This window comes from Kutzneria sp. NPDC051319, from assembly GCF_040682195.1.
GTDB lineage: Bacteria > Actinomycetota > Actinomycetes > Mycobacteriales > Pseudonocardiaceae > Kutzneria.
Map to the genome: position 1 here is coordinate 124,591 of NZ_JBFBAM010000008.1, position 20,817 is coordinate 145,407.

At 70.2% G+C, this 20,817-nt stretch carries 19 protein-coding genes and 1 pseudogene; 11 read left to right on the plus strand and 9 right to left on the minus strand.

The genetic code is table 11. The features are described from left to right. The first annotated feature begins 109 nt into the window (after window positions 1-109). Entirely contained in the window at window positions 110-841 is a 732-nt protein-coding gene (locus AB0M73_RS10305; protein WP_363889441.1) for an ABC transporter ATP-binding protein, read from the plus strand. Continuing rightward, complete coding sequence (locus AB0M73_RS10310; RefSeq protein ID WP_363889737.1) at window positions 841-3,291, plus strand: FtsX-like permease family protein; 2,451 nt, start codon at window positions 841-843, stop codon at window positions 3,289-3,291. The genes AB0M73_RS10305 and AB0M73_RS10310 overlap by 1 nt, the downstream gene beginning before the upstream one ends. Window positions 3,292-3,497: 206 nt before the next feature. Here AB0M73_RS10310 and AB0M73_RS10315 read toward each other — a convergent pair. After that, a pseudogene (locus AB0M73_RS10315) lies at window positions 3,498-4,377 on the minus strand (IS5 family transposase). A gap of 510 nt (window positions 4,378-4,887) precedes the next feature. Beyond that, a complete protein-coding gene (locus AB0M73_RS10320; protein ID WP_363889444.1) occupies window positions 4,888-5,721 on the minus strand; it encodes an LLM class F420-dependent oxidoreductase in 834 nt (277 codons plus the stop codon). A gap of 203 nt (window positions 5,722-5,924) precedes the next feature. Between AB0M73_RS10320 and AB0M73_RS10325 the strand changes: the two genes are divergently transcribed. Together AB0M73_RS10325 and AB0M73_RS10330 are read left to right on the plus strand one after the other, a co-directional pair. Beyond that, entirely contained in the window at window positions 5,925-6,740 is an 816-nt protein-coding gene (locus tag AB0M73_RS10325) for a hypothetical protein (protein WP_363889447.1), read from the plus strand. A gap of 71 nt (window positions 6,741-6,811) precedes the next feature. Further along, entirely contained in the window at window positions 6,812-7,753 is a 942-nt protein-coding gene (locus AB0M73_RS10330) for a methionyl-tRNA formyltransferase (RefSeq protein WP_363889449.1), read from the plus strand. Here AB0M73_RS10330 and AB0M73_RS10335 read toward each other — a convergent pair. Both AB0M73_RS10335 and AB0M73_RS10340 read right to left on the minus strand, forming a co-directional pair. After that, window positions 7,743-9,029: a M14 family zinc carboxypeptidase gene (locus tag AB0M73_RS10335; RefSeq protein WP_363889451.1), complete on the minus strand. Its 1,287-nt coding sequence runs from the start codon at window positions 9,027-9,029 to the stop codon at window positions 7,743-7,745. The genes AB0M73_RS10330 and AB0M73_RS10335 overlap by 11 nt on opposite strands. Window positions 9,030-9,052: 23 nt before the next feature. Beyond that, window positions 9,053-9,412 (minus strand): YciI family protein, encoded by a 360-nt coding sequence (locus AB0M73_RS10340; protein ID WP_363889452.1) that lies wholly within the window; start codon window positions 9,410-9,412, stop codon window positions 9,053-9,055. A gap of 267 nt (window positions 9,413-9,679) precedes the next feature. Between AB0M73_RS10340 and AB0M73_RS10345 the strand changes: the two genes are divergently transcribed. Next, window positions 9,680-10,093 carry a DUF6069 family protein gene (locus AB0M73_RS10345; RefSeq protein WP_363889455.1) on the plus strand — a complete coding sequence of 138 codons (414 nt, stop codon included), beginning with the start codon at window positions 9,680-9,682 and terminating at the stop codon, window positions 10,091-10,093. A 43-nt stretch (window positions 10,094-10,136) separates the two neighbouring features. Here AB0M73_RS10345 and AB0M73_RS10350 read toward each other — a convergent pair whose 3' ends face one another. Together AB0M73_RS10350 and AB0M73_RS10355 are read right to left on the minus strand one after the other, a co-directional pair. Beyond that, on the minus strand, window positions 10,137-11,030 hold the full coding sequence (locus tag AB0M73_RS10350) for a helix-turn-helix transcriptional regulator (protein ID WP_363889458.1): 894 nt from the start codon (window positions 11,028-11,030) through the stop codon (window positions 10,137-10,139). A 179-nt stretch (window positions 11,031-11,209) separates the two neighbouring features. Beyond that, window positions 11,210-12,100: a LysR family transcriptional regulator gene (locus AB0M73_RS10355; protein WP_363889460.1), complete on the minus strand. Its 891-nt coding sequence runs from the start codon at window positions 12,098-12,100 to the stop codon at window positions 11,210-11,212. Window positions 12,101-12,169: 69 nt separating this feature from the next. Here AB0M73_RS10355 and AB0M73_RS10360 point away from each other — a divergent pair, with 69 nt between their 5' ends. From AB0M73_RS10360 to AB0M73_RS10385, 6 genes are all read left to right on the plus strand, one after another. Next, the gene (locus AB0M73_RS10360; protein ID WP_363889463.1) at window positions 12,170-13,456 is read left to right on the plus strand and encodes an acyclic terpene utilization AtuA family protein; all 1,287 of its coding nucleotides are present in this window, start codon (window positions 12,170-12,172) and stop codon (window positions 13,454-13,456) included. Window position 13,457: 1 nt separating this feature from the next. Then, window positions 13,458-15,239, plus strand: coding sequence for a CocE/NonD family hydrolase (locus AB0M73_RS10365; protein ID WP_363889465.1), 1,782 nt, complete (start codon window positions 13,458-13,460; stop codon window positions 15,237-15,239). Window positions 15,240-15,357: 118 nt separating this feature from the next. Continuing rightward, window positions 15,358-15,672 (plus strand): hypothetical protein, encoded by a 315-nt coding sequence (locus AB0M73_RS10370; RefSeq protein WP_363889467.1) that lies wholly within the window; start codon window positions 15,358-15,360, stop codon window positions 15,670-15,672. 106 nt (window positions 15,673-15,778) lie between these two features. Further along, complete coding sequence (locus tag AB0M73_RS10375) at window positions 15,779-16,624, plus strand: NAD(P)-dependent oxidoreductase (RefSeq protein WP_363889470.1); 846 nt, start codon at window positions 15,779-15,781, stop codon at window positions 16,622-16,624. A gap of 682 nt (window positions 16,625-17,306) precedes the next feature. Then, window positions 17,307-17,696 carry a GNAT family N-acetyltransferase gene (locus tag AB0M73_RS10380; protein ID WP_363889472.1) on the plus strand — a complete coding sequence of 130 codons (390 nt, stop codon included), beginning with the start codon at window positions 17,307-17,309 and terminating at the stop codon, window positions 17,694-17,696. A gap of 108 nt (window positions 17,697-17,804) precedes the next feature. Then, window positions 17,805-18,494, plus strand: a complete 690-nt coding sequence (locus AB0M73_RS10385; RefSeq protein WP_363889474.1) for an SDR family oxidoreductase — start codon at window positions 17,805-17,807, stop codon at window positions 18,492-18,494. On the opposite strand, the gene AB0M73_RS10390 is transcribed toward AB0M73_RS10385, so the two are convergent. Genes AB0M73_RS10390 through AB0M73_RS10400 form a run of 3 tightly spaced genes read right to left on the minus strand, consistent with a single transcriptional unit; the run spans window position 18,483 to window position 20,817 of the window. Further along, on the minus strand, window positions 18,483-19,598 hold the full coding sequence (locus tag AB0M73_RS10390; protein WP_363889476.1) for an NAD(P)/FAD-dependent oxidoreductase: 1,116 nt from the start codon (window positions 19,596-19,598) through the stop codon (window positions 18,483-18,485). The two genes, AB0M73_RS10385 and AB0M73_RS10390, sit on opposite strands and share 12 nt — an antisense overlap. Beyond that, on the minus strand, window positions 19,595-20,281 hold the full coding sequence (locus tag AB0M73_RS10395) for a TetR/AcrR family transcriptional regulator (RefSeq protein ID WP_363889479.1): 687 nt from the start codon (window positions 20,279-20,281) through the stop codon (window positions 19,595-19,597). The genes AB0M73_RS10390 and AB0M73_RS10395 overlap by 4 nt, the downstream gene beginning before the upstream one ends. 41 nt (window positions 20,282-20,322) lie before the next feature. Further along, a complete protein-coding gene (locus tag AB0M73_RS10400; protein WP_363889481.1) occupies window positions 20,323-20,817 on the minus strand; it encodes an alpha/beta hydrolase in 495 nt (164 codons plus the stop codon).

Consider the following 20,817-nt stretch of genomic DNA (forward strand, 5'->3'; position numbering starts at 1 on the left):
AGATCCCGCCGACAGATCCTGAAGGGAACTTCAGGTCGCTTCAGGAGGCGTTCAGGTGCCGCCCGCCATCATCGCCGGGTCAGTCGTGGAGCGAACGCGGGAGAGCACAGTGGACAGTCCGACAGCGGCCGAAGTGGTCGACGTGGTGAAGGTGTACGGCCGCGGGGACACGGCGGTGCGGGCGCTCGACCACGTGTCCGTGAACTTCCCGGCCCGCCGGTTCACCGCGATCATGGGGCCGTCGGGCTCCGGCAAGTCGACGCTGATGCACTGCCTGGCCGGGCTGGACACGGTGGACTCGGGGCGGGTCCGCATCGGGCGGCACGAGGTGACCGGCCTGTCCGACGCCGCGCTGACCCGGCTGCGTCGGGACCATGTCGGCTTCGTGTTCCAGTCCTTCAATCTGCTGCCCACGCTGACCGCCGAGGACAACATCCTGCTGGGATCGCGGCTGTCGGGCCGTCCGGTGGACCGGCGGTGGTTCGACACCGTGATCGACGTGTTGGGCCTGCGGGCGAGGCTCGGGCACAAGCCGGGCGAGCTCTCCGGCGGCCAGCAGCAACGCGTGGCCTGCGCGCGGGCGTTGGTGGGCCGGCCGGACGTGGTGTTCGCCGACGAGCCCACGGGCAACCTCGACTCTCGTTCCGGCGCGGAGGTGTTGGGTTTCCTGCGCGCGTCCGTGCACGAGATGGGGCAGACCGTCGTCATGGTGACGCACGATCCGGTCGCCGCCTCCTACACCGACCACGGCGTGCTGCTGGCCGACGGGCGCATCGCCGCGCACCTCCAGCGGCCGACCACCGACACCGTGGTGTCCGCGCTGGCGAATCTGGGGGCGTGATGCTGCGTACGGTCATCGCCGGGCTCAAGGCCCGGCCCAAGCGGCTGCTGCTGTCGGCGGTCGCCATCGCGCTCGGCGTGGCGTTCGTGTCCGGCTCGTTGATCCTGGCCGACTCCCTGCACGCGGGGGTGCGCGCCGCCGTCGCGTATCAGCTGCGTGGGGTGGACGTCGATGTCACGGTGAAGCGTGGCGGCGATCTGGACGACGCCACCCTGAACAAGCTGCGCCAGGTGCCGGGCGTCGCCGCGGCGGAGGGACGAACCACCGTCGGCGCGCCCATGCTCGTCGACGGTCACGCCAAGGACGCCGGCGCGATGGTGCTGCCGGCCGACGAGCGACTGCGGCCGTTCGACCTCGCTGACGGGCGGCTGCCGGCCAAGGCGGACGAGGTCGCGACCGCCACGGAGACCGGGTATTCGCCGGGGCAACACGTGACGGTGTTCGACCCGAACGGCCAGCAGCACCAGTACACGGTGGTCGGCACGTTCAGTCGCCCGACCGACGCCGGCATCGGCGCGCCGCAGATGGTGCTCACTGTGGAGGGCGCGCGTCCGTTGACCGCCGGCGGCGGCTACCACGAGATCGCCGTGCGCGCCGCGCCCGGGGTCAGCGACACGGAGCTCGTGGACCGTGTCGCGCGGGCCGTGCCCGGTTTCGATGTCGTCACGGGCGAGCAGGCGGCGGCGCAGCTGCTCAGCAACGCCGCCCCGGACTCGGCCGGCCTGACCAAGTTCTTCACGGCCTTCGCGGTGTTGGCGATGGTGGTGGCGGCGCTGGTGATCGTCAACTCGTTCACCATTCTCGTCACGCAGCGGACCCGTGAGCTGGCCCTGCTGCGCTGTGTCGGCGCCGGTCGGGCGCAGGTGTTCGCCAGCGTGCTGATCGAGGCCGTTGTCGTGGGCACGGTGGCGTCGGTGGTGGGCCTGTTCAGCGGGCTGGGCATCGCCGCCCTGTTGCAGCTCGGCAACCCCGCCGGCGTGCATGTGCCGCTCAGTGCGCGGACTGCCGTCGAGTCGCTGGCCATCGGTGTGCTGGTGACCGCGCTCGCCGCCGCCCTCCCGGCCCGTGCGGCCACCCGGGTCGCGCCCGTGGAGGCCCTGCGGACACCGCTCGAAGGCAAGGCCGCCCGCGCCGGCAAGCTGCGCACCGTCGGCGCCGTGCTGGCGCTGGTGGTGGGTGTCGGGGCCGGTGCCGTGTCGCTCGGCGCCGATCAGGACACCGGGGCGGCGTTGGTTGTCGTGGCGATGGTGGCGTTGCTCGTGGCCGCCCTGGCCGTCGGTCCTCTGCTGGTGGGTCCCGTGGTGCGGGTGATGAGCGCCGTCTTCGCACCTGCCTTGGGACAGCCCGCGAAGCTCGCCGCCCTGAACGCCGACCGCAACCCCAAGCGCACCGCCGCCACCGCCGCCGCGCTGACCATCGGGCTGGCTGTGGTGTCGCTCGTGACCACCGTGACCGCCGGTCTCGAGGCCGGTCAGAGCCGTGGCGTCGACCAGCAGGTGTTGGCCGACTTCACCATCACCAACGCCATCGGCAAGCGCCTGCCCGACAATCTCGCCGCCACGCTCGGGCACATCCCCGGCGTCGAGGTGACCGCACGGCGGGCGTCGTTCACCGGCGAGCTCGGTTCGTACGGCGGCTTCGGCATGACCGCCATCCAGGGCGACGCCCTCGGCCTCGTGCTGCGTCCCGTCGTCCTCTCCGGCTCGCTCGACCGCCTCGGCCCCGGCGAGCTGGCCATCAGCAAGCAACTCGCCACGGAGACCGGTCTCAAGGTCGGCGACACCGTTCAGGCCAAGGTTCCCCTCCGCATCGTCGCCGTCTACGACAGCCAGCGCGCCCCCGGCGCCGACCTGGAGCTCGCGCTCGTCGACTTCGCCCAGCAGCCCGCCATCACCCCCGATGGCGGCACCACCTACGACGAGAGCCTTCTGGTGAAGACTCAGTCCACTGTGGACTCTTCTCGGCTGGAGCAGGCTCTTGCCGCCGACCCCCTGTTCGAGGTCAACAGCCACTCCGACATCAAGGCCCAGCTCACCAAGCCTTTGCAGGGCACCCTCAACCTCTTGTGGGCTCTCACCGCCCTTGCCGTGCTCATCGCCTTCGCCGGCATCGCCAACACCCTGTCCCTTTCCGTCTTGGAACGCACCCGCGAATCCGCCCTCCTCCGCGCCCTCGGTCTCACCCGTGGCGGCCTCCGTGCCACCGTCATGACCGAGTCCGTCTTCGTCGCCCTGCTCGGCGCCGTCTGCGGCCTCTCCGTCGGCATCGTCTCCGCCTGGCTCCTCGCCCGCGTCGCCTCCACCGACGCCGAACCCGTCCTGTTCTCCCTCCCTTGGCCCCGCCTAGCCATTCTCTTGGCCGCCGCCGTCCTGGCCGCTCCCCTCGCCGCCCTAATCCCCGCCCGCCGCGCCGCCCGGCAGTCCCTCACCGCCTCCATGACCGAGCAGTAGCCTTCCCACGCCGCCGCAGGATCACCGCCGCCACGGCCGGTCCGGTCTCCCATCCCTGACCGGACCGGCCCTTCCGGCCGCCCGGATACCTTGCACACCAACCCCTTCGCCGCCACTGCCCGCACACACACCCCATCCGGCAGCCGTACTTCCTCTGCGCCTAGGGAGCCCATCCGCCAGCCCCGTCAAGCTGCTAGAGCCTGTCTTCAAAGCCAGATCAGCAGCACCGCCAGATCAACCATGCCCTGATACGACACCGCGGTCTTGTCATAACGCGTCGCGATCGCCCGATACTGCTTGAGCCGCGCGAAACACCGCTCCACCACGTTGCGCCGCTTGTAGGCCTGCGCGTCGAACACCGGCGGGCGGCCCCCGCCACGACCGCGCCGCGCCCTGTTGTCCCGCTGGTCACGACGCTCCGGGATCGTGGCCTTGATCCCCCGCCGACGCAGATACGCCCGGATCGCCCGACTGGAATAGGCCTTGTCCGCCAGCACCCGGTCCGGGCGGGTCCGCGGCCGGCCCCGACCCGCGTACGGAAACCGGACCGCGTCCACGACCTGCGTGAACATCGTGCAGTCGTTGACGTTGCCCGCGGTCAGCAGCACCGACAGCGGGCGGCCGTGTCCGTCACAGGCGAGATGGATCTTGGTGGTAGGACCGCCACGAGACCGACCGATAGCATGATCATCTGGTTCGCTATGCCCACCACGCGACCCGTCAGCCCCCTGTGTGCGACGTGCTGGCACCACGGGCGCCAGCAGCGTGCTGATGGGCACGCACGATGCTGGAATCGACCGACACCTCACGGTCCAACTCGTCAACCGCCTCGGCGATCACCCGCACCCGGGCGACCAACACGCTCAACGTGCCGTCGCGGGCCCACCGCCAGAACCGGGTGTAGACCGTCTTCCACGGCCCGTACCGCTCGGGCAGATCCCGCCAGGCGACCCCGGTCCTGGCCTTGAACAACATTCCGTTGATCACCCGACGGTCATCGACCCGGGGACGACCTTTCACACCGGACGCCGGCAACAGCGCTTGGATGGCCTGCCACTGCTGGTCAGTCAGTTCATGCCTACGCACCACAACTGGAGATCAAACCAGATCGGCCACAACCCCTTTGAAGACAGGCTCTAGCCCCTTGGGCCCAGCCCTTCCCTTCTCGCCCTGCCCATGCCCATGACGCGCCCTGTCCATGTCCCTGCCCTCACCACCGCCCCACCCCAGCCACCGCCATGGCTTGCCACGCCACTGCCACTGCCCCATGCCTCGCCCGCGCTCAGCCCTACCCGCGCCGCGTCTCACACACGCCTCCCTCCGCGCCATGCCCGCGCTCACCCTCGGGCGCTGCTCACGTTTGTCCCTCGGCGCCCTACCCTCAACCGCGACCGCATCGACCCGGTCGCCTTATAGCCATGGCCTCGTCTGCACGTCCGCCTCGTCTCAACCTGCCCGCGCCCCAACCACTCCCCTCTCTCGCCGTGCCCAGCTCGCGCCCTGGCCGCGACCAGCGTCGCGTCACCTGCTTCCCAGTCCGAGCGCGCCAGGATTCGGAGCCAGCGGGGCACGCACGTGACGACCGAACTGGGGGCTTCAGTCGAATGACCGGCCGGCCGACTGCGGGCCGGTCAACTCCGCCCACCGGTCGAGTTCGTCGAGGTCACCCGGGCCGGACTGGAGCGTGAACAGGCAGCGGTCGACGCCGGCCTCGGCGAAGGCGCCCAGCATCGACGGGATCGCGCCGAACAGCGTGACCGGAACACGCTTTCCGGCACGGTGACGAAGGCTCGCGATCCGGTCGGTCAGCTCCCGCACGGACGCGAGGTGTCCGCACTGCGGCAGCCAGCCGTCGCCGAAGGCCAGCACGCGGTCCTCGACACCGGGACCGTTCCCGCCGACCAGGACCGGCGGATGGGGGCGCTGGACCGGCTTCGGCCAGGACCAGAGCGGCTCGAAGTCGGCGTGCGGACCGTGGTGCTCGGCCTCCTCGGACGTCCAGATCGCCCGCATCGCCTGGACGCGATCGGCCAGCACGGCCATGCGCCGGCGCGGGTCCGTGCCGTGGTTCGCGAGTTCTGCACGGTTCCAGCCGGCGCCGACGCCGAACTCGAAGCGGCCGCCGGACATGCGGTCCAGGCTGGCGACCTCCTTGGCCGTGATGATCGGATCCCGCTGCGGCACCAGGCACACCGCCGTGCCCAGCCGCAGCGTCGTCGTCACGGCCGCCGCGGCGGCGAGCGCGAGGAAAGGGTCGTAACTGGAGGCGTAGTCACGAGGCGGGCGATCGTCGTCGCGCCGGCTGGCCACCGGGATGTGCGTGTGCTCGGCGTAGAAGAGCGACTCGAAGCCGCGTTCCTCGACCGCGCGGCCGAACTCGGCCGGCGTCAGACCCTCGACCCCCGCGAACACCGCGATCCCCAGCTGCATGCGCGGCACGCTATCCCGGGGACTTTCCGCTGCCCACAGAGTTATCAGTGCTCGGATGAAAAGCTTTCCATTGACAGCCTGGTTCCGGTAGTCCTATGGTCGCTGACGCAAGACATCGGATGTTCTGGCCCACCGCAGGGCCGTTCTCCCGCCGCCCGATGTGTACCCCTGTCGTTCGCCGCCAGGAAGGACACACGGAAACAATGTCGGAATCCCTGCCGCAACCGTCCCGTCGAACCGTGCTGCGCACGCTGGCCGTGACCGCGCTCGCCGCGCCGCTCGCGCTGCGACCGCTGACCGCCCTCGCCGTGCCCGCGGCGACCACGCTCTGGCATCCCAATCCCGCCACCGACGGACTCAAGGCGTTCGAGGGCATCGAGGCCGACCGGGGCAACAAGCACCCGGGCCGCAAGTACGTCGTCGTCGAGGACGACCACTACCGCTTCAACATCTGGGCCGACGACCGGGACACGACCGGCGGCGGCGACCGCCAGCGCACCGAGTCGAAGGGCATGGTGCAGAACGGCACGGCGCTCAAGATGCACAACGGCGAGACCTGGACCATCAACTACGACATGTACATGCCGTCATCCCTGCATGGCACCAGCAAGTTCACCCACATCTTCCAGACCAAGACGCCGTCGACCAACGGCGGCCCGTGGGTGACGATCGACCTCAGCCGCGACGGCAGCACAGAGATCATCCAGGCTCGCGCGTACGCCAACTCGGGCTCGCCGGCGATCGCCAAGACGAACCTGGCGCCGCTGCGGGACAAGTGGATCAATATCACGCTGACGCTGACGCCCGGCTCCAAGGGCAAGGCCGCGGCGATCATCCGCAGCGGCGCCGGCACGAGCGCGCCGATCGCCGCGCAGGGTCAGCTGTCCAATGTGAACATTCCCGACGAGGGCGACTACGTGCGGCCCAAGTGGGGCATCTACCGGTCGGTGCAGAGCGCCAAGTCCGACATCCTCGACACCTACCTGCTGTTCAAGAACTACACGGCGTCGAAGGCCTAGCCGAGTGACAGAGGTCAGCCTAGCCTAAGTTAGGCGAGGCTGACCTACTCGACCACGGAAGGCACCTGCGCATGCGCGTCGCGATGTTCGGCTACCAGACCTGGGGTCACCGCACCCTGCGCGCCCTGATCGACGCCGGCCACGAGGTCGCCCTGGTGGTCACCCACCCGGTCAGCGACCACGCGTACGAGCGGATCTGGGCCGACTCGGTGGCCGACCTGGCGGCGGAGCACGGCATCCGGGTGCTGCTGCGGGAACGCCCCGACGACGCCGCGCTGCTGGCCGAGCTGCGCGCCGCCGACCTGGACCTGATCGTGGCCAACAACTGGCGGACCTGGCTGCCGCCGGAGGTGTTCGCCCTGCCCCGGCACGGCACGCTCAACATCCACGACTCGCTGCTGCCGGCCTACGCGGGCTTCTCCCCCATCATCTGGGCGCTGCTCAACGACGAGCCCGAGGTCGGCGTCACCGCGCACATGATGGACGGCGAGCTCGACGCCGGCGGCATCGTGCGCCAGCAGTCGGTCGAGGTGGGTCCGAAGGACACCGCCACCGACCTGTTCCACCGCACCGTCGACCTGATCGCGCCGATCACCGCCGAGGCGATCAAGCTGATCGAGCAGGGCTTCGAGCCCCAGCCGCAGGACCGGTCCAAGGCCAGCTTCTTCCACAAGCGGGCCAAGCGGGACAGCCTGATCGACTGGAACTGGACGCCCGAGTACATCGAGCGCATGGTGCGAGCCCAGTCCGACCCGTACCCCAACGCCTTCACGTACCACCGCGGTCAGGAGTTGCGCATCGTCAAGGCGTCCGTGTCGACCGGCCACTACGGCGGCACCCCGGGACGCATCTTCTACCGCGAGGGCGACGGTGTGGTCATCGTCGCCGGCCCGGACTCCCGGCGTGGCACCTTCCCGGGCCTGGTGGTCGAGCGCGTGCGCACGGCCGACGGCGCCGAGCACGCCGCCACCGACTACTTCACGACCATGGGCGGCTACCTCGCTAACAGCTGACCTGCTTCGTTTCGCCGCGGGCCAGCGTGACCTGAACGGTTCGGCCGGGGCATTGGAGGGTCCAGCTCTCCTCGATGCTCCGGCCGTCCGGGCCGGGCCGGATCGACGGGTTGACGTCCCAGGTGAACGGGCCGTCGGCGGTCATCGCGGTGCGCAGGCCGGGTTTGGACAGCTCCAGCTTCGTGCCGGTGGGGACGTTGCCGGTGATCCTGCTGTGGTACTTGGGGTTTGCTGCCCCTTCGGCGTCGCGGAGCAACGCCTCCCGTTCCCCGGCGTACTGGCTCAGGACGCTGCTCGCGAATGGCCCGTGGTTGCCGTCGCCGTTGAGTTCGGTCTCGAAACCGAGGCCGCCCGTGGTGAAGTACGACCATTCCTCGGCGGTGCCGCTGGTCTCGTACAGCTCGCGGCTCAGGCGGCTCGGGTAGCCGTTGGCCTCGGCCATCTCGTTGCCCAGTTCCGCGTAGACGGCTTCGTCCGGCGTGAGTGGGCTGGCGTTCCGGCCGGGCGGGCGCAGGTTCATGTCGCCGTAGGTATGCAGACCGACCAGGACCGTGACCTGGTGTCCGGTGACGAGGTCGCGGATGTTCTGCGTCTCCGGCTCGGAGAACGCCTTCGGGCCGCGGTAGTCACCGCCGGTCCTGTCGCCGCTGGAGCCCGGGCCGCCCCAGTTCACGCCGAAGTTGCGGTTCAGGTCGACGCCCGCGTCGTCGGCGCCGGTGTCCGGGTCCACCTTCGTGCCGCAGGTGGGGTCGCAGTTCTTGCGTTTGTCCGGGATCCGGCCGCTACGGGAGGCCTCGAAGCCGTCCGGGTTCACCACCGGCACGACGATCACCCTGGCGTGGTCGAGCAGGGCCGTGATCCGCGGGTCGCGGCCGTCCTGTTCGGCGAGGTCCATGGCGAACTCGGTGGCGACTTCCACGCCCGGCCACTCGTTGGCGTGGATGCCGCCCATCAGCAGGAACACTGGTCGGCCGTCGTCGGTCTGGACGTGGTGGGCGATCTCCAGCGCCGGCACCGCCTTGCCCTGCACCGACTTGTGCGGCAGGTCCATCATCCGTACGACGTCAGGCCGCGCCTTCGCCGTCTGCTCCAGGTCGGCCCGCACATCGGCCGGCTCCCGGTAGTCGTTGCGGCCGCTGGGTAGCGTTGAGGCCCCGGTCGGATGGCGTGCGTCGGCCAGCACCTTGCCGTCGTACGTCTTCGGGGTTGTGGTGGTCGGCGGTGTCGCGGCGGGCGTGCTGCACGCCGCGAGCGCAGCGGTGACGACAACCGCCACCGCCGCCGCTCTCGTGGCTCGGGTCAACTCTGGGGCGCCTCGTGCGGCACCGGCCACAGCTCCACCGGGTCCTGGTCGGCGCTCGGCATGTCCGCCGCGATCTCTAGGGCCCTCGCCTCGTCGGGCACATCCAGCAGGTAGAAGCTGGCCATGTACTCCTTGGTCTCCAGGTACGGGCCGTCGGTCACCGCAGCCTGGCCGTTGACCCGGCGGACCAGCTTCGCCTCGTCTGCGTCGCCGAGGCCGTAGGCGCCGAGCAGCTCCCCGCTCTCGCGGTAGCGCGTGTTGAACGCGTCCTGCTTGGCGATCACCTCCTGCAACTCCTCCGGCGGCAGCGACGACCACTTCTCCTTGTTGCCGTAGATCATCAGCAGGTACTTCATCGTGCTGCTCCCTCGTCCGTGGGGCCCGGTCTCCGTGGGCCCCTGTCCTCCGTGAGCCTGTCGCTGCCTAGTCGGAGCCTCCGCCGCCACCCTCTACATTTCGCCGACGCCACTTCCCATATTCGCACCAGCAAATGCCACATGTGGCCCACACTCCGCTCCCAGCGCCGCCTGCGGACCACATGTGGCAAAAAAGTGCGGGGCCTTCGTGTAGAGATGTCCGGCGAGGCTCCGACCCCTCGGTGCAACCCGAGGGAAGGAACCGAAATGGACACTACCGTCACCGCCCGCCGCACCCTGCCGGTGTGGGCCGTCAGCGTGTTGGCCCTGCTCGTCGCCGCCGTCGTCACCGAGATCTACGGCCTGCTGCTGCCCGTCGTCGGCATCCCCATGATCGTCGGCAACGCCTTCGACACCGCCCCCAGCGCCATCACCGTCGGCATGTTCGCCATGGGCTGCGCCGTCAGCGGCTTCTGGGGCACCATCTTGGCCATCCTGATCGCCCGCTTCGCCCGCAGGCCCGCAGGCACTTATGTCGTCACCACATCAGTCCTAGTGGCCGTCTCCCTGATCGCTCCCATGGCCGGCGTCGGCCCCCTGTCCACGCGCATCGCGCTGGCCGTCGCCCACCTCATCGCCGCCGCCATCGTGATTCCGGCCGTCGCCCGCCGGCTGAGCTGATCCGGCGAGTGGCTGTCGTCGACGCGGCAGCCACTCGCCGGCCTCACTCCGGCGGCGCGTCGTCTGCGCTGATCCGTTCACGGTCGCGGAAGGCGCCTGGGCTGGCGCCCGTCTCGCGCTGGAAGAACTTGCCGAAGTTGGTGGGTTCGGTGAAACCGAGGCGGCTGGCGATGGCGGACGCGGGGAGGTCGGTGTGCACCAGGAGGCGCTTGGCCTCCAGGGCGACGCGGGCGTCGATCAACGCCTTGGCGGAGCGGCCGGTGGCGGCCTGGCAGGCACGGTTGAGGCTGCGCAGGGAGTAACCGACCCGGGCGGCGTAGTCGTTGGCGTTGCGGGTCGTGGCGAAGTCCCGCTCGAGGTCGTGCTGGAACTTCGCGTAGGTGTCCTCGTGCGCGGCGGGTGGGCCGTCGGACGGCAGGCGCGCGATGCGAAGGAGCAGCGCGCCGAGAAGTTGGCGCAGCAGAGCGATGGTCACCGGCTCGTCCACGGCCCGGTGGTACTCGGCCATCAGCTCCCTGACGGCCCCGGTGAGCGCCGGCCGTTCCTCGGGCGGGACCGTCCAGGCCACCTGGCTGAACGGGCTGAGCAGTGGTCGGACGGCCGCCAGGCGCTGCGGGAACGTGTCGGTGAACAGCACCATCAGCGCTTCCAGCGGACCATCGGTGGCGCGGGGCAGCCGCAGCACCCGCCCCGGGCACACTGACACCAGCGTGCCCGGCTCGCAGACGTGGTCGACAAAATCGACCATCAGCGAACCCCGGCCACCGGTGATCAGGAACAGCTGGTGGAAGTCGGTGCGGTGCACAGTGGACAACGTCGATGCCGGCAGCCGCCCGGCAAGCCGGGCCAGGTCGACAACCTCCAGGCCCAGCCGTGGCCGGTCCGGGTTGCTGAACCCGAACTCCACCACCGACGACCGCTGTCCGCTTTCCACCATAGCCGGGGCTACCTTACCGCCGTCTCCGTTTTGCCACATGCGCTTCCCACTTGCGTCCTGGCGCCATGTAGGAAGCGCATGTGACAACCCGGCGAAGCTCGGAGGGCAGCAGTGCCACGTGCGCTTCCCACTTGCGTTCCGGTGCCACATAGGAAGCGCATGTGGCAAAAGAGGCGGGGTTACTGGAGGCGGCTGGATAGGATCCGGTCGACGAGGCGGAGGACGGCGAGGGGGCAGGGGTCGTCGGGGCGGCGGTGCACGGCGATCTTGCGCGTGATGGAGGGCTCGACCAGAGGCCGCGTGGCTACGGGCGTGGCGGCCAGCAGGGGAAGCACGAGCTCGGGCATGGCGCTGACGCCGAGGCCGGCGGCGATCATGCCGCCGGCGGTGGCGACGGAGCGGGTTTCCAGGTGCCGCAAAGGATGCACGCCGGCCTGAGCGAGGCCGAGGTCGGCGAGGCGGCGGACGCTGCTGTCGGGGCTGAAGGCGATGAAGGACTCGGCGGCGAGGTCGGTCCACGTCAGGGAAGGTCGATCGGCCAACGCGTGCCCGGGCGGCAGGACGGCGACGAAAGGGTCGTCGAGGAAGGGCTCGACGACGAGGTCGGCGGAGGCGGGCCCGACCTCGGTGAGGGCGAGGTCGACGGAGCCGTCACGGAGCAGGGCGAGGATCTCGGCGTTGGTGCCGTCGGCCAGTCGCACCTGCACGCCGGGATGCGCGGCAAGATACCCGCTCAACACGGGCGGCAGCACGACGGCGGCGATCGAGGGCAGCACGCCGACGGTGATGAGCCGCCGCTCCCCGGCCTGGTAGTCGGCGAACCGGTCGAGCCCGCGCCGGTAGCTCTCCAACACGTGGGTGACGACGCCGAGGAACTCGACACCGGCTTCGGTGAGGTCGACCGAGCGGGTGGTCCGCACGAACAGCGGCGCCCGCAGCTTCCGTTCCAGCTCGCCGATGGTCCGGCTGACCACGGGCTGACTGAGCACCAGCTCGGCGGCGGCCCGGGTGAACGAGCGGGTCCGGGCGACGGCCGCGAAGATCTCCATCTGGTGCAACGTGAGATCCATAGCGCCAGAGCATAACCGCATGTGAAAGCGGAAGTGGCGGGCCGTTCGAGGACTGTCCAGGATGGACGTGTGCGGACGATCAGGATCGGTGCGGGCGCCGGCTTCGCGGACGACCGGGTGGAGCCGGCGGTCGAGCTGGCCGAGCGGGGCGACCTCGACTATCTGGTGTTCGAGTGCCTCGCAGAGCGCACGATCGCGTTGGCCCAGCTGGAACGGCTGCGGGATCCGACACGGGGCTTCACCGAGTGGCTGCCGGAGCGGATGGCGGCGGTGCTGCCGGCCTGCGTGCGAAACGGCACGAAGATCGTCACGAACATGGGCGCCGCGAACCCTCTCGCCGCGGCGCAGGTGGTCGCGGAGGTGGCTCGCGAGGCCGGGCTGACCGGGCTGAAGATCGCCGCGGTAACGGGGGACGACGTGCTCGGGCTGGTGGACACGGACGAGAACACGGTGTCCGCCAACGCCTATCTCGGCTGCGAGCCGGTGGTCGAGGCGCTGGCCCGGGGCGCCGACGTCGTCGTGACGGGACGGATCGCCGATCCGTCGCTGTTCCTCGCCCCGCTGGTGCACGAGTTCGGTTGGGCCCTGGACGACTGGCCCCGGCTCGGCCAGGGCCTCTGCCTCGGGCACCTGCTGGAGTGCGCCGGCCAGGTCACCGGCGGGTACTTCGCCGACCCCGGCTTCAAGGACGTCCCCGACCTGGCGCGACTCGGGTTCCCGCTGGCCGAGGCGTCGGAGGACGGCACGTTCGTGGTGACGAAGGTGGCCGGCACTGGCGGTGCGGTCACCGTCCGGACCTGCACCGAACAGCTGTTGTACGAGGTGCACGATCCGTCCGCCTACGTCTCGGCCGACGTCACGGGCGACTTCTCCGGAGTCGACCTCACCCCGGTCGGCCCCGATCGCGTCCTGGTCACCGGGGCGACGGGGCGTCCACGGCCGGACCGGCTCAAGGTGTTGGTCGGCTACCTCGACGGCTATCTCGGCGAGGGCCAGATCTCCTATGCCGGCCCCAATGCCGTGGCCCGAGGCCGCCTCGCGCTGGACATCGTCCGCGAACGGCTGGCGCCCTCCGAGGCGACCGAGCTCCGGTTCGACCTGATCGGAGTCGACGCCGTTCACCGCGGGCCGGCGACGAAAGCCGACGATCCGCAAGAGGTCCGGGTCCGCGTCGCCGGACGTGCCCCGACGCTGGCCGCCGCCCGCGGGATCGGCCACGAGGTCACGTCGTTGTGGCTCAACGGACCGGCCGGCGGTGGCGGCGCGGCGCGCAGGACCGAGCAGGTCGTGGCCGTCGACTCACTCTTCCTTGACCGCAACGACGTCCGTGCCGAACTGTCCTTTGTGGAGGCCTGAGATGCGACTGCACGAGATCGCGCACGCCCGGGCCGGCGACAAGGACACGACCTCGGACATCACGGTCATCGCCTACCGCGCCGAGGACTTCGAGCTGCTGCGCCGCGAGGTCACGGCCGAGCGCGTCCGGGAGCACTTCGCCGACATCGTGCGCGGCGAGGTGCAACGGTTCGAGCTACCGCGGCTGCATGCCCTCAAGTTCGTGCTGCACAACACTCTCGGCGGGGTGACCCGCTCGCTCGACCTCGACATCCACGGCAAAAGCCTTTCCTCCTCACTGTTGGAGCTGGACGTGCCCGAAACCTCGCAGCAGATGGCCGCGATGATGCAGCAGTTCGCCGACGCCGGCGGCATCCGACCGACCGGGCCGACCATGACCGTCGACGACCCGTTCTTCCGCTACGACCGCCCGGCCGAGTTCGGCGTGCACAGCGAGACGATCCGGGTGCCCATGCGCGATGGCAGCTATCTCCTGTGCGATCTGCTACGCCCGGCCGGTGCGAACGAGCCGGTGGAAGGCGCTTTCCCCGGCCTCATCTACGACTTCAACGCCTACAGCGCACGAATGGTCTTCGCCGGCGGGGCCGCGCCTTATGTCGAACGCGGCTATGTGGCGCTCGTCCCCTCGGTTCGCGGCGCCGGCGATTCCCCCGGCCACGTCGAGCCGTTCGGCGTCCAGGAGCAGGAGGACGGCTACGACCTGGTGGAATGGCTGGCCGCGCAACCATTCTGCACCGGCCGTGTCGGTATGCAGGGCATCAGCTACGGCGGCCACAGCACCATCCTCACCGCCGTGAATCGGCCGCCGCACCTCGTGGCGATCATTCCCGTGCAGGCGCTCAGCGACTGGTACGAGAACACCATCTACCACGGCGGCATCTACAACGCCCGGATCCGCGACTGGCAGCAGGCCACCGCGCCCGACACGCTCGAAAGCTATGCGCGGCACCCGCTCCACGACGACTTCTGGCGCGAGCGCAGCGTCAAGCACCGCTACGACCGGCTCACCCTGCCGATGCTGGACATCGGCGGCTGGCTGGACCAGTACCGGCAGGCCATGGTCGAGAACTTCCAGGCGTGTGAGGCGAACACGTGGATGGTCGCCGGGCCGTGGGAGCACGGCATGGTGCCGGGGCAGCCGGAGGACATCGGCTTCGCCGGCTACCTCGCGTGGTGGGACCACTGGCTGGCCGACCGCCCGTCCCCGCTGCCCGGGTCCAAGGTCACCTCGTACGAGATGCCCGGCCACGGCTGGCGGCAGTTCGACACCTGGCCACCGGCCGACTCCGTTATCACGCAATGGTTTCCCGCCGCCGACGGCAACCTGGGCCGCGAGGCCGGCCAGGCCGGGATCGCCGAGTTCGAGCAGGACGGCGGCAAGCTCGCGTTCAGCACCGTGGCCACCGACGATGTGGTGATCACCGGCGGTCTGGAGGCTGCATTGCGCGTCGGCGTCACCGGCGCCGACGGCAACATCGCAGTCGTGCTCGACGATGTCGACGAGGGTGGCACGGCCGTCAGGGTCAGCCAGGGCTGGCTCAAGCTCAGCCACCGCGACGGCCACGACCGGATCGCCGCAGCCGAGCCGGGTGCGCTCTACGACATCACGATCCCGATCTGGCCTACGCACCACCGAATCGTCGTCGGCCACACGCTGCGGCTCACGGTGTCCAGCGAAGATCACCCACAGATCGACACCGAGCGCCTGCCCGGGCGCATCCGTGTGGAACTCGGCGTGGCCACTACGATCCGGGCACGCACGCTTCCGGACAACACTGTCTAGAACATTCCGGTGTGGACGGAGTCAACGGTCACTGTGCGCCGACGATCACAAACCTTTGACCGGTAGGGCAAACACTGGCGATCATCGGAGGACCGCCGCCCCGCACCGAGGAGAAACCGTGCGCATAGTCGCCACTTTCGCCGCCGCACTGGGCCTGGTCGCCGCGGTCGCCGGCACCGCGTCCGCCGACGAGCCGACCGGGATCACGTTCTGGCAGGCCGACTTCAGCGGTCAGAGCGTGAACTACACCCCGACCACCGACGCCTGCGTGGCGCTGCCGTTCGCCGTGCACTCGGAGCTGAACGCCAGTTCGAACGCCTTCCTGCTCTACACCACGCCGGACTGCAGCGGCTACGCCATCACCATCCCGGCGACCGACCTGCACAGCTTTGTCAACCACGACGTGCGGAGCTTCGCCCTGACCCGGGACTGAGCAACACCGGCGCCGAGGGGCCGTGGCCCGCCCCTTGGCGCTGGTACCGGAATCCGGCCGCGAGCTGGTCCACACCGGCGGCGGCCACCGCGGATAGCGTGTGTCCATGGCACGTGTTTTCCTCGCCGGCGCGACCGGGGCGCTCGGCCGCCGACTCGTCCCGCTGCTGCTCAACCACGGTCACCACGTCACCGGCCTGGCCCGATCAGCCGCCAGCGCCGAGCGGATCCGCCGGCTCGGCGCCGAGTCCGTCGACGGTGACGCCCTCGACGCGGACAGCGTTCGGGCGGCGGTGCTGACCGCCCGTCCGGACGTCGTCATGCACCAGCTCACCGATCTCGCGGCCGGCGACCGCGCCGCCAACTCGACCGTCCGCATGATCGGCACCCGTAATCTCGTCGACGCCGCGCTGGCCGCCGACGTGCGGCGATTTGTCGTGCAGAGCATCGCTTTCGCCTACGAGCCGGGCGACACCCCGGCCCGCGAAGACACTCCTCTCGACCTCAACGCCGACGAGCCCCGGCGGACGACCGTGTGCGCCGTCGCCGAGCTGGAAGGCCAGGCCACCCGCGTTCCCGCCCACGTGGTTCTGCGCTACGGCACCTTCTACGGCCCCGGGACCTGGTACTCCCCCGGCGGTCTGATGGCCACGACTCCGCCGCCCGCCAACCGTGACGTCACGAGCTTCGTACACATCGACGACGCCGCCACCGCCGCGTTGCAGTCCCTGGACTGGGGAAACGGCGCCGTCAACATCTGCGACGACGAACCCGCGGCCGGCGTCGACTGGGTGCCGGAGTTCTGCGTCGCCGTCGGGGTCGAGCCGCCCACGCCGTCGGATCAGCGCGCCGGCTTCGCCCGTGGGGCCGACAACTGCTTTGCCCGCAACAGTTTGGGCTGGCAGCCGGCGTGGCCGTCCTGGCGTGGGGGGTTCAAGGCGATGTCGGCGTAGGGGCCGTATGCGTGGCAAGTGCGGGTGCGCCGAGTCGCCGCGGAAATCTCAGTCGAAATCCCGGTGGGCCTCGAATAGCGTCACCCGGATCCCAACCCCCGCGAGTCACGCCCTCCGACCCACCGAATGTAGGTTTCCGGCCCATGCGTTTTCGCAGCATCACCGACAAGTCCGAGGTCGAGACGCTGGTTTCGCTCGGCGTCAAGCGCGAACCCCTCTCGTATTGGGTGACGACCGCGCTGGCCAACGGCGAGTCGCGGCCGGAGTGGTGCCGCATGGCCAGGTCGGACGAGGGTGAGCTGCTGGCCGCGCACGTCTTCGACTCCTGGTCAGGCCAGGGCGATCCCGGCGACGTGCCGACCTTCGTGCAGCTGCTCGGCCATGTCGACGCCACAGCCGCCACAGCCCTGCTCACGCATGACCTGGCGGCCTTCGACGCCTCGGCCGTCGAGGCGCGGGTGGTCATCGACACCGACGCCTCCCCCGAGCTGCGGGCCCAGCGGGAGCAGCAGCCCTCGATCCTGACGGCCGCCGGATTCCGGCTGGACGTCGACCGCGTGCGACTCCTGTGGCCCGACGGCGCTCCCACTCCCCGCCCCAGTGGTGTATTGACCTTCCGACCTGCCGCCGAGTTCTCCGACGACGACCTGCTGCGGATCTTCGCCGCGGTCGGCGACGGCTCGTGGACAACAGCCAAGTGTCCATTCGCGCGGCGGAAGGTCGCGAGGGCGAGGCGGCCGGGCGGCTCCGGCTGGCTCGGCACCGCGACCATCCTGAGCGCTGGTTCGTCGTCGGCGTGGACCCGGCCGGCGATGCCGTCGGCTATGTCCAGGCCGCTCGCGTGCACGGGGACCGGGCCATCATGGCGGAGCTCGGTGTGGTCCAGGCGCAGCGCGGCCGTGGTTACGCGGGGCAGCTGCTGGCCTACGGCACGGCCGCCGTGCTCGACGACGGCGTCACTCAGATCACCACTGACACCGATGAGGCCAATCGCCCCATGCGCGCGGCCTTCGCCCGTTGCGGTTACGTGGAATTCGCCACCCGGCACGACTTCAGCTGGGGCAGGCCCTGAACCAAGAGGGACACGCCCTCGACGAGGCGGCGGAAGCCGAGGACCGAGTCGCTGCCCTTTCGGTCAGTGCCGGCCAGTGCCGAAGAAACCCCGTGCCAGGATGTTCAAATGGGAACAACAGTGGTGGTCGGGGGTAGCCACGGCATCGGCCGGCTGGTGGCGGAGCGGGCGGCCGGGCGCGGGGACACCGTGGTGATCACCAGCCGGGACAAGGGCCGCGCCGAGACGGTGGCGACGGAGATCGGCGGCGACGCCAAGGGAATCGCCCTGGATCTGGCCGCGCCGACGACGATCGAGGCGGCGCTGGCCGAGGTCGGCGAGGTCGACCACCTGGTGATCACGGCCATCGAGCAGACGGTGCAGAGCATCGGCACGTTCGACGTGGCCGACGCGATCAAGTCGGTGACGATCAAGCTGGTGGGCTACGCGGAGACGGTCCGGGTGCTGACCGCGAGGTTCCGGCCGGGGGCGTCGGTGGTGCTGTTCGGCGGCCTGGCCAAGGAACGCCCCTATCCGGGCTCGACGATGGTGACGACGATCAACGCCGGCGTCACCGGCCTGACCCGCACGCTGGCCAAGGAGCTGGCACCGTTGCGGGTCAACGCGCTGCACTCGGGCGTGGTCGGCGACAGTCCTAAGTGGAGCGCCGTGAAGGACACGCACCCGGCCGTGGCCCGCACGCCACTGGGCCGGCTGGTGACGATGGACGAGGTGGCCGACGCCACGGAGTTCCTGCTGCGCAACGGGGGCATGAACGGCCATGACCTCAACGTCGACGGCGGCTGGCTACTGACCTGAGTACTCGGCGAACATCCGGCCGATCCGCTCGGCGCCGTCGGGCTCGAAGAACGCGACGAGGTTGGACGCCGACTCCGCGGCGGCCGCCTCGGCGCGCGGGAACATCGCGGTCTCGTAGGTCTTCAGCGCCGATTCCAGGTCGGAGTGCGAAGCCAGCGCCAACGCCAGCTCGGCGGCGTCGAGCATGGCCAGATTCGCGCCCTCGCCGGCGAAGGGCGACATCAGGTGCGCGGCGTCACCGAGCAGCGTGACGCCGGGCACCCGCTCCCAGCTGTGACCGACGGGCAGGGCGTGGATCGGTCGCGGCACGAAGACGTCGTCGCCATCGGCGATCAGGCCACGCAGCGGCTCGGCGAACTCGTCGAAGATCTCCAGCAGCCGCAACCGGGTCTGCGTCGGGTCGGCGTCGACGACATCGGCGCCGACCCAGTTCTCGTCCTCGTTGCGGATGGCGGCGTAGACGCGGATCCGGCCGTCGCCGTTGCGCTGGGCGATGATGCCCTTGCCGTCGCCGAGGCCGTACAGCGTGCCGTGGCCGACGAACGCCGCCAGCTCGGGGTGCCGTGCGTCCACATCGGACAAATGCGTCTCCACGAAGGACAGCCCGGAGTAGACGGGCATGGCGTCCGACAGCAGCGGCCGCACCTTCGACCACGCCCCGTCCGCGCCGACGACCAGGTCGGCCGCGACGGTTTCGCCGTCGCTCAAGGTGATCGACGACGGGGTGACCGCCGTGACCTTGGCTCCCCACCGCACGGTTCCGGCCGGCAGCGACTCGACGAGGATGCGCTTGAGGGCGCTGCGGTCGATCTCCGGGCGGCCGCCCGGCTCGCCCGGGATCTCGTCGATGTGCACAACCCCGTTGGCGTCGACCAACCGCATCGCCTCGCCCTCATCACGGGCCAGCGCACGGAATTCGTCGAACAGCCGGGCCTCGCGCAGCGCCCGCTGCGCCGTGTCCTCACGCAGGTCCAGGGTTCCGCCCTGATCACGGGAGGTCGGCGTTTCGTCGAGTTCGTACACAGTGGACTCGATGCCGTTGACGTGCAGGACGCGGGCGAGAGTCAGGCCGCCGAGGCCGCCGCCGACAATGACGATCTTCATGGCAGATCTCCTTCTCCGGGTGTGGGTGTGCCGAAGGCACCGGACAGCAACACGTCGAACATCCAGCGGGACCGCGAGGCGGCGGGGCCGCCGATCAGCTCCACCGCGTGGGCGGCGATGTTGGGGTAGGTCTCCGCCGAGGCGCCGAGCAGGGCGCCGACCATCAGGTCGTGATCGGCCGCCGCGCCGCTGGCCCTGCGGGTGCCCTGTTCCACGGCGCTGGCCGTGGACACCAGCATCAGCAGGTCGACCGTCCAGCCGGCCTGCGCCCGCGGCATGCCGCCCTCGGCCAGCCGGGCCAGCACCGCCTCGATCACGGCCAGATAGTTCGGACCGCTGAGCCGGGCGACCAGGGCGACCCGGGCCAGGCCGGGGTGGTCGAAGAGGACCTGTCGGTAGGACGTCATCACCCGCCACAGCCGGGCCCGCCAGTCGCCGTCCGGGCCGGGGTCGAGCTCCACCCCGCCGAGCAGCTCGTCGAGCATCGCGGCGTGCAGTTCCTCGGTGTCCTTCACGTACACGTAGAGCGAGGCCGGGCCCGTGTCGAGCTCCTTGGCCAGCCGCCGCATGGTCACCTTCTCCATGCCCTCGGACCGCATCACGGCCAGTGCTGTCGCCACGATGCCGTCCCGGCTCAGCGCCGGCTTGGCCGGACGCTCCCGCCGGTTGTAGGTGTCCGCCATACGGCCGAGCCTAACGGACGTGTTCGTGGCGAACATGTTCGTCAGGCCCGCAGAAAATCGGCGACGAGGTCCAGCGTGCGCTCCGGCGCCTCCATCAGCGGGGCGTGGCCGATCCCGGGCAGCACAACGAACTCCGCCTTCGGAAACCGGGCGGCGTAGACGCGGCCGTAGTCCAGGCTGACGATGCGGTCGTCCCCGCCCCAGATGAACAGCGTCGGCACGGCGGTCCGCTGGACGCGATGCGGCAGCCGCGGATCGCCCTGCGGGTGGCGCGCGGTGTAGTGGAACACGTTGGCGAAGTTGGCGCGCATCTGCGCCGGCAGCCGCGCGTCGTCCACCGACGGCATGCCTACGGGGTGGCCCGGGATCTGGGGGCCGATCACGTCGATCAGCACCAGCCCGGAGATGCGCCGCCCGCGGTCGCGGACCGCCATCTCGGCGGCGATCCACCCGCCGAACGAGCTGGCGATCACCACCACGTCGTCGTGGCCGCCGTCCTCCAGCAGGTCGAGGTACTCGATGGCGAGGTCGTCCAC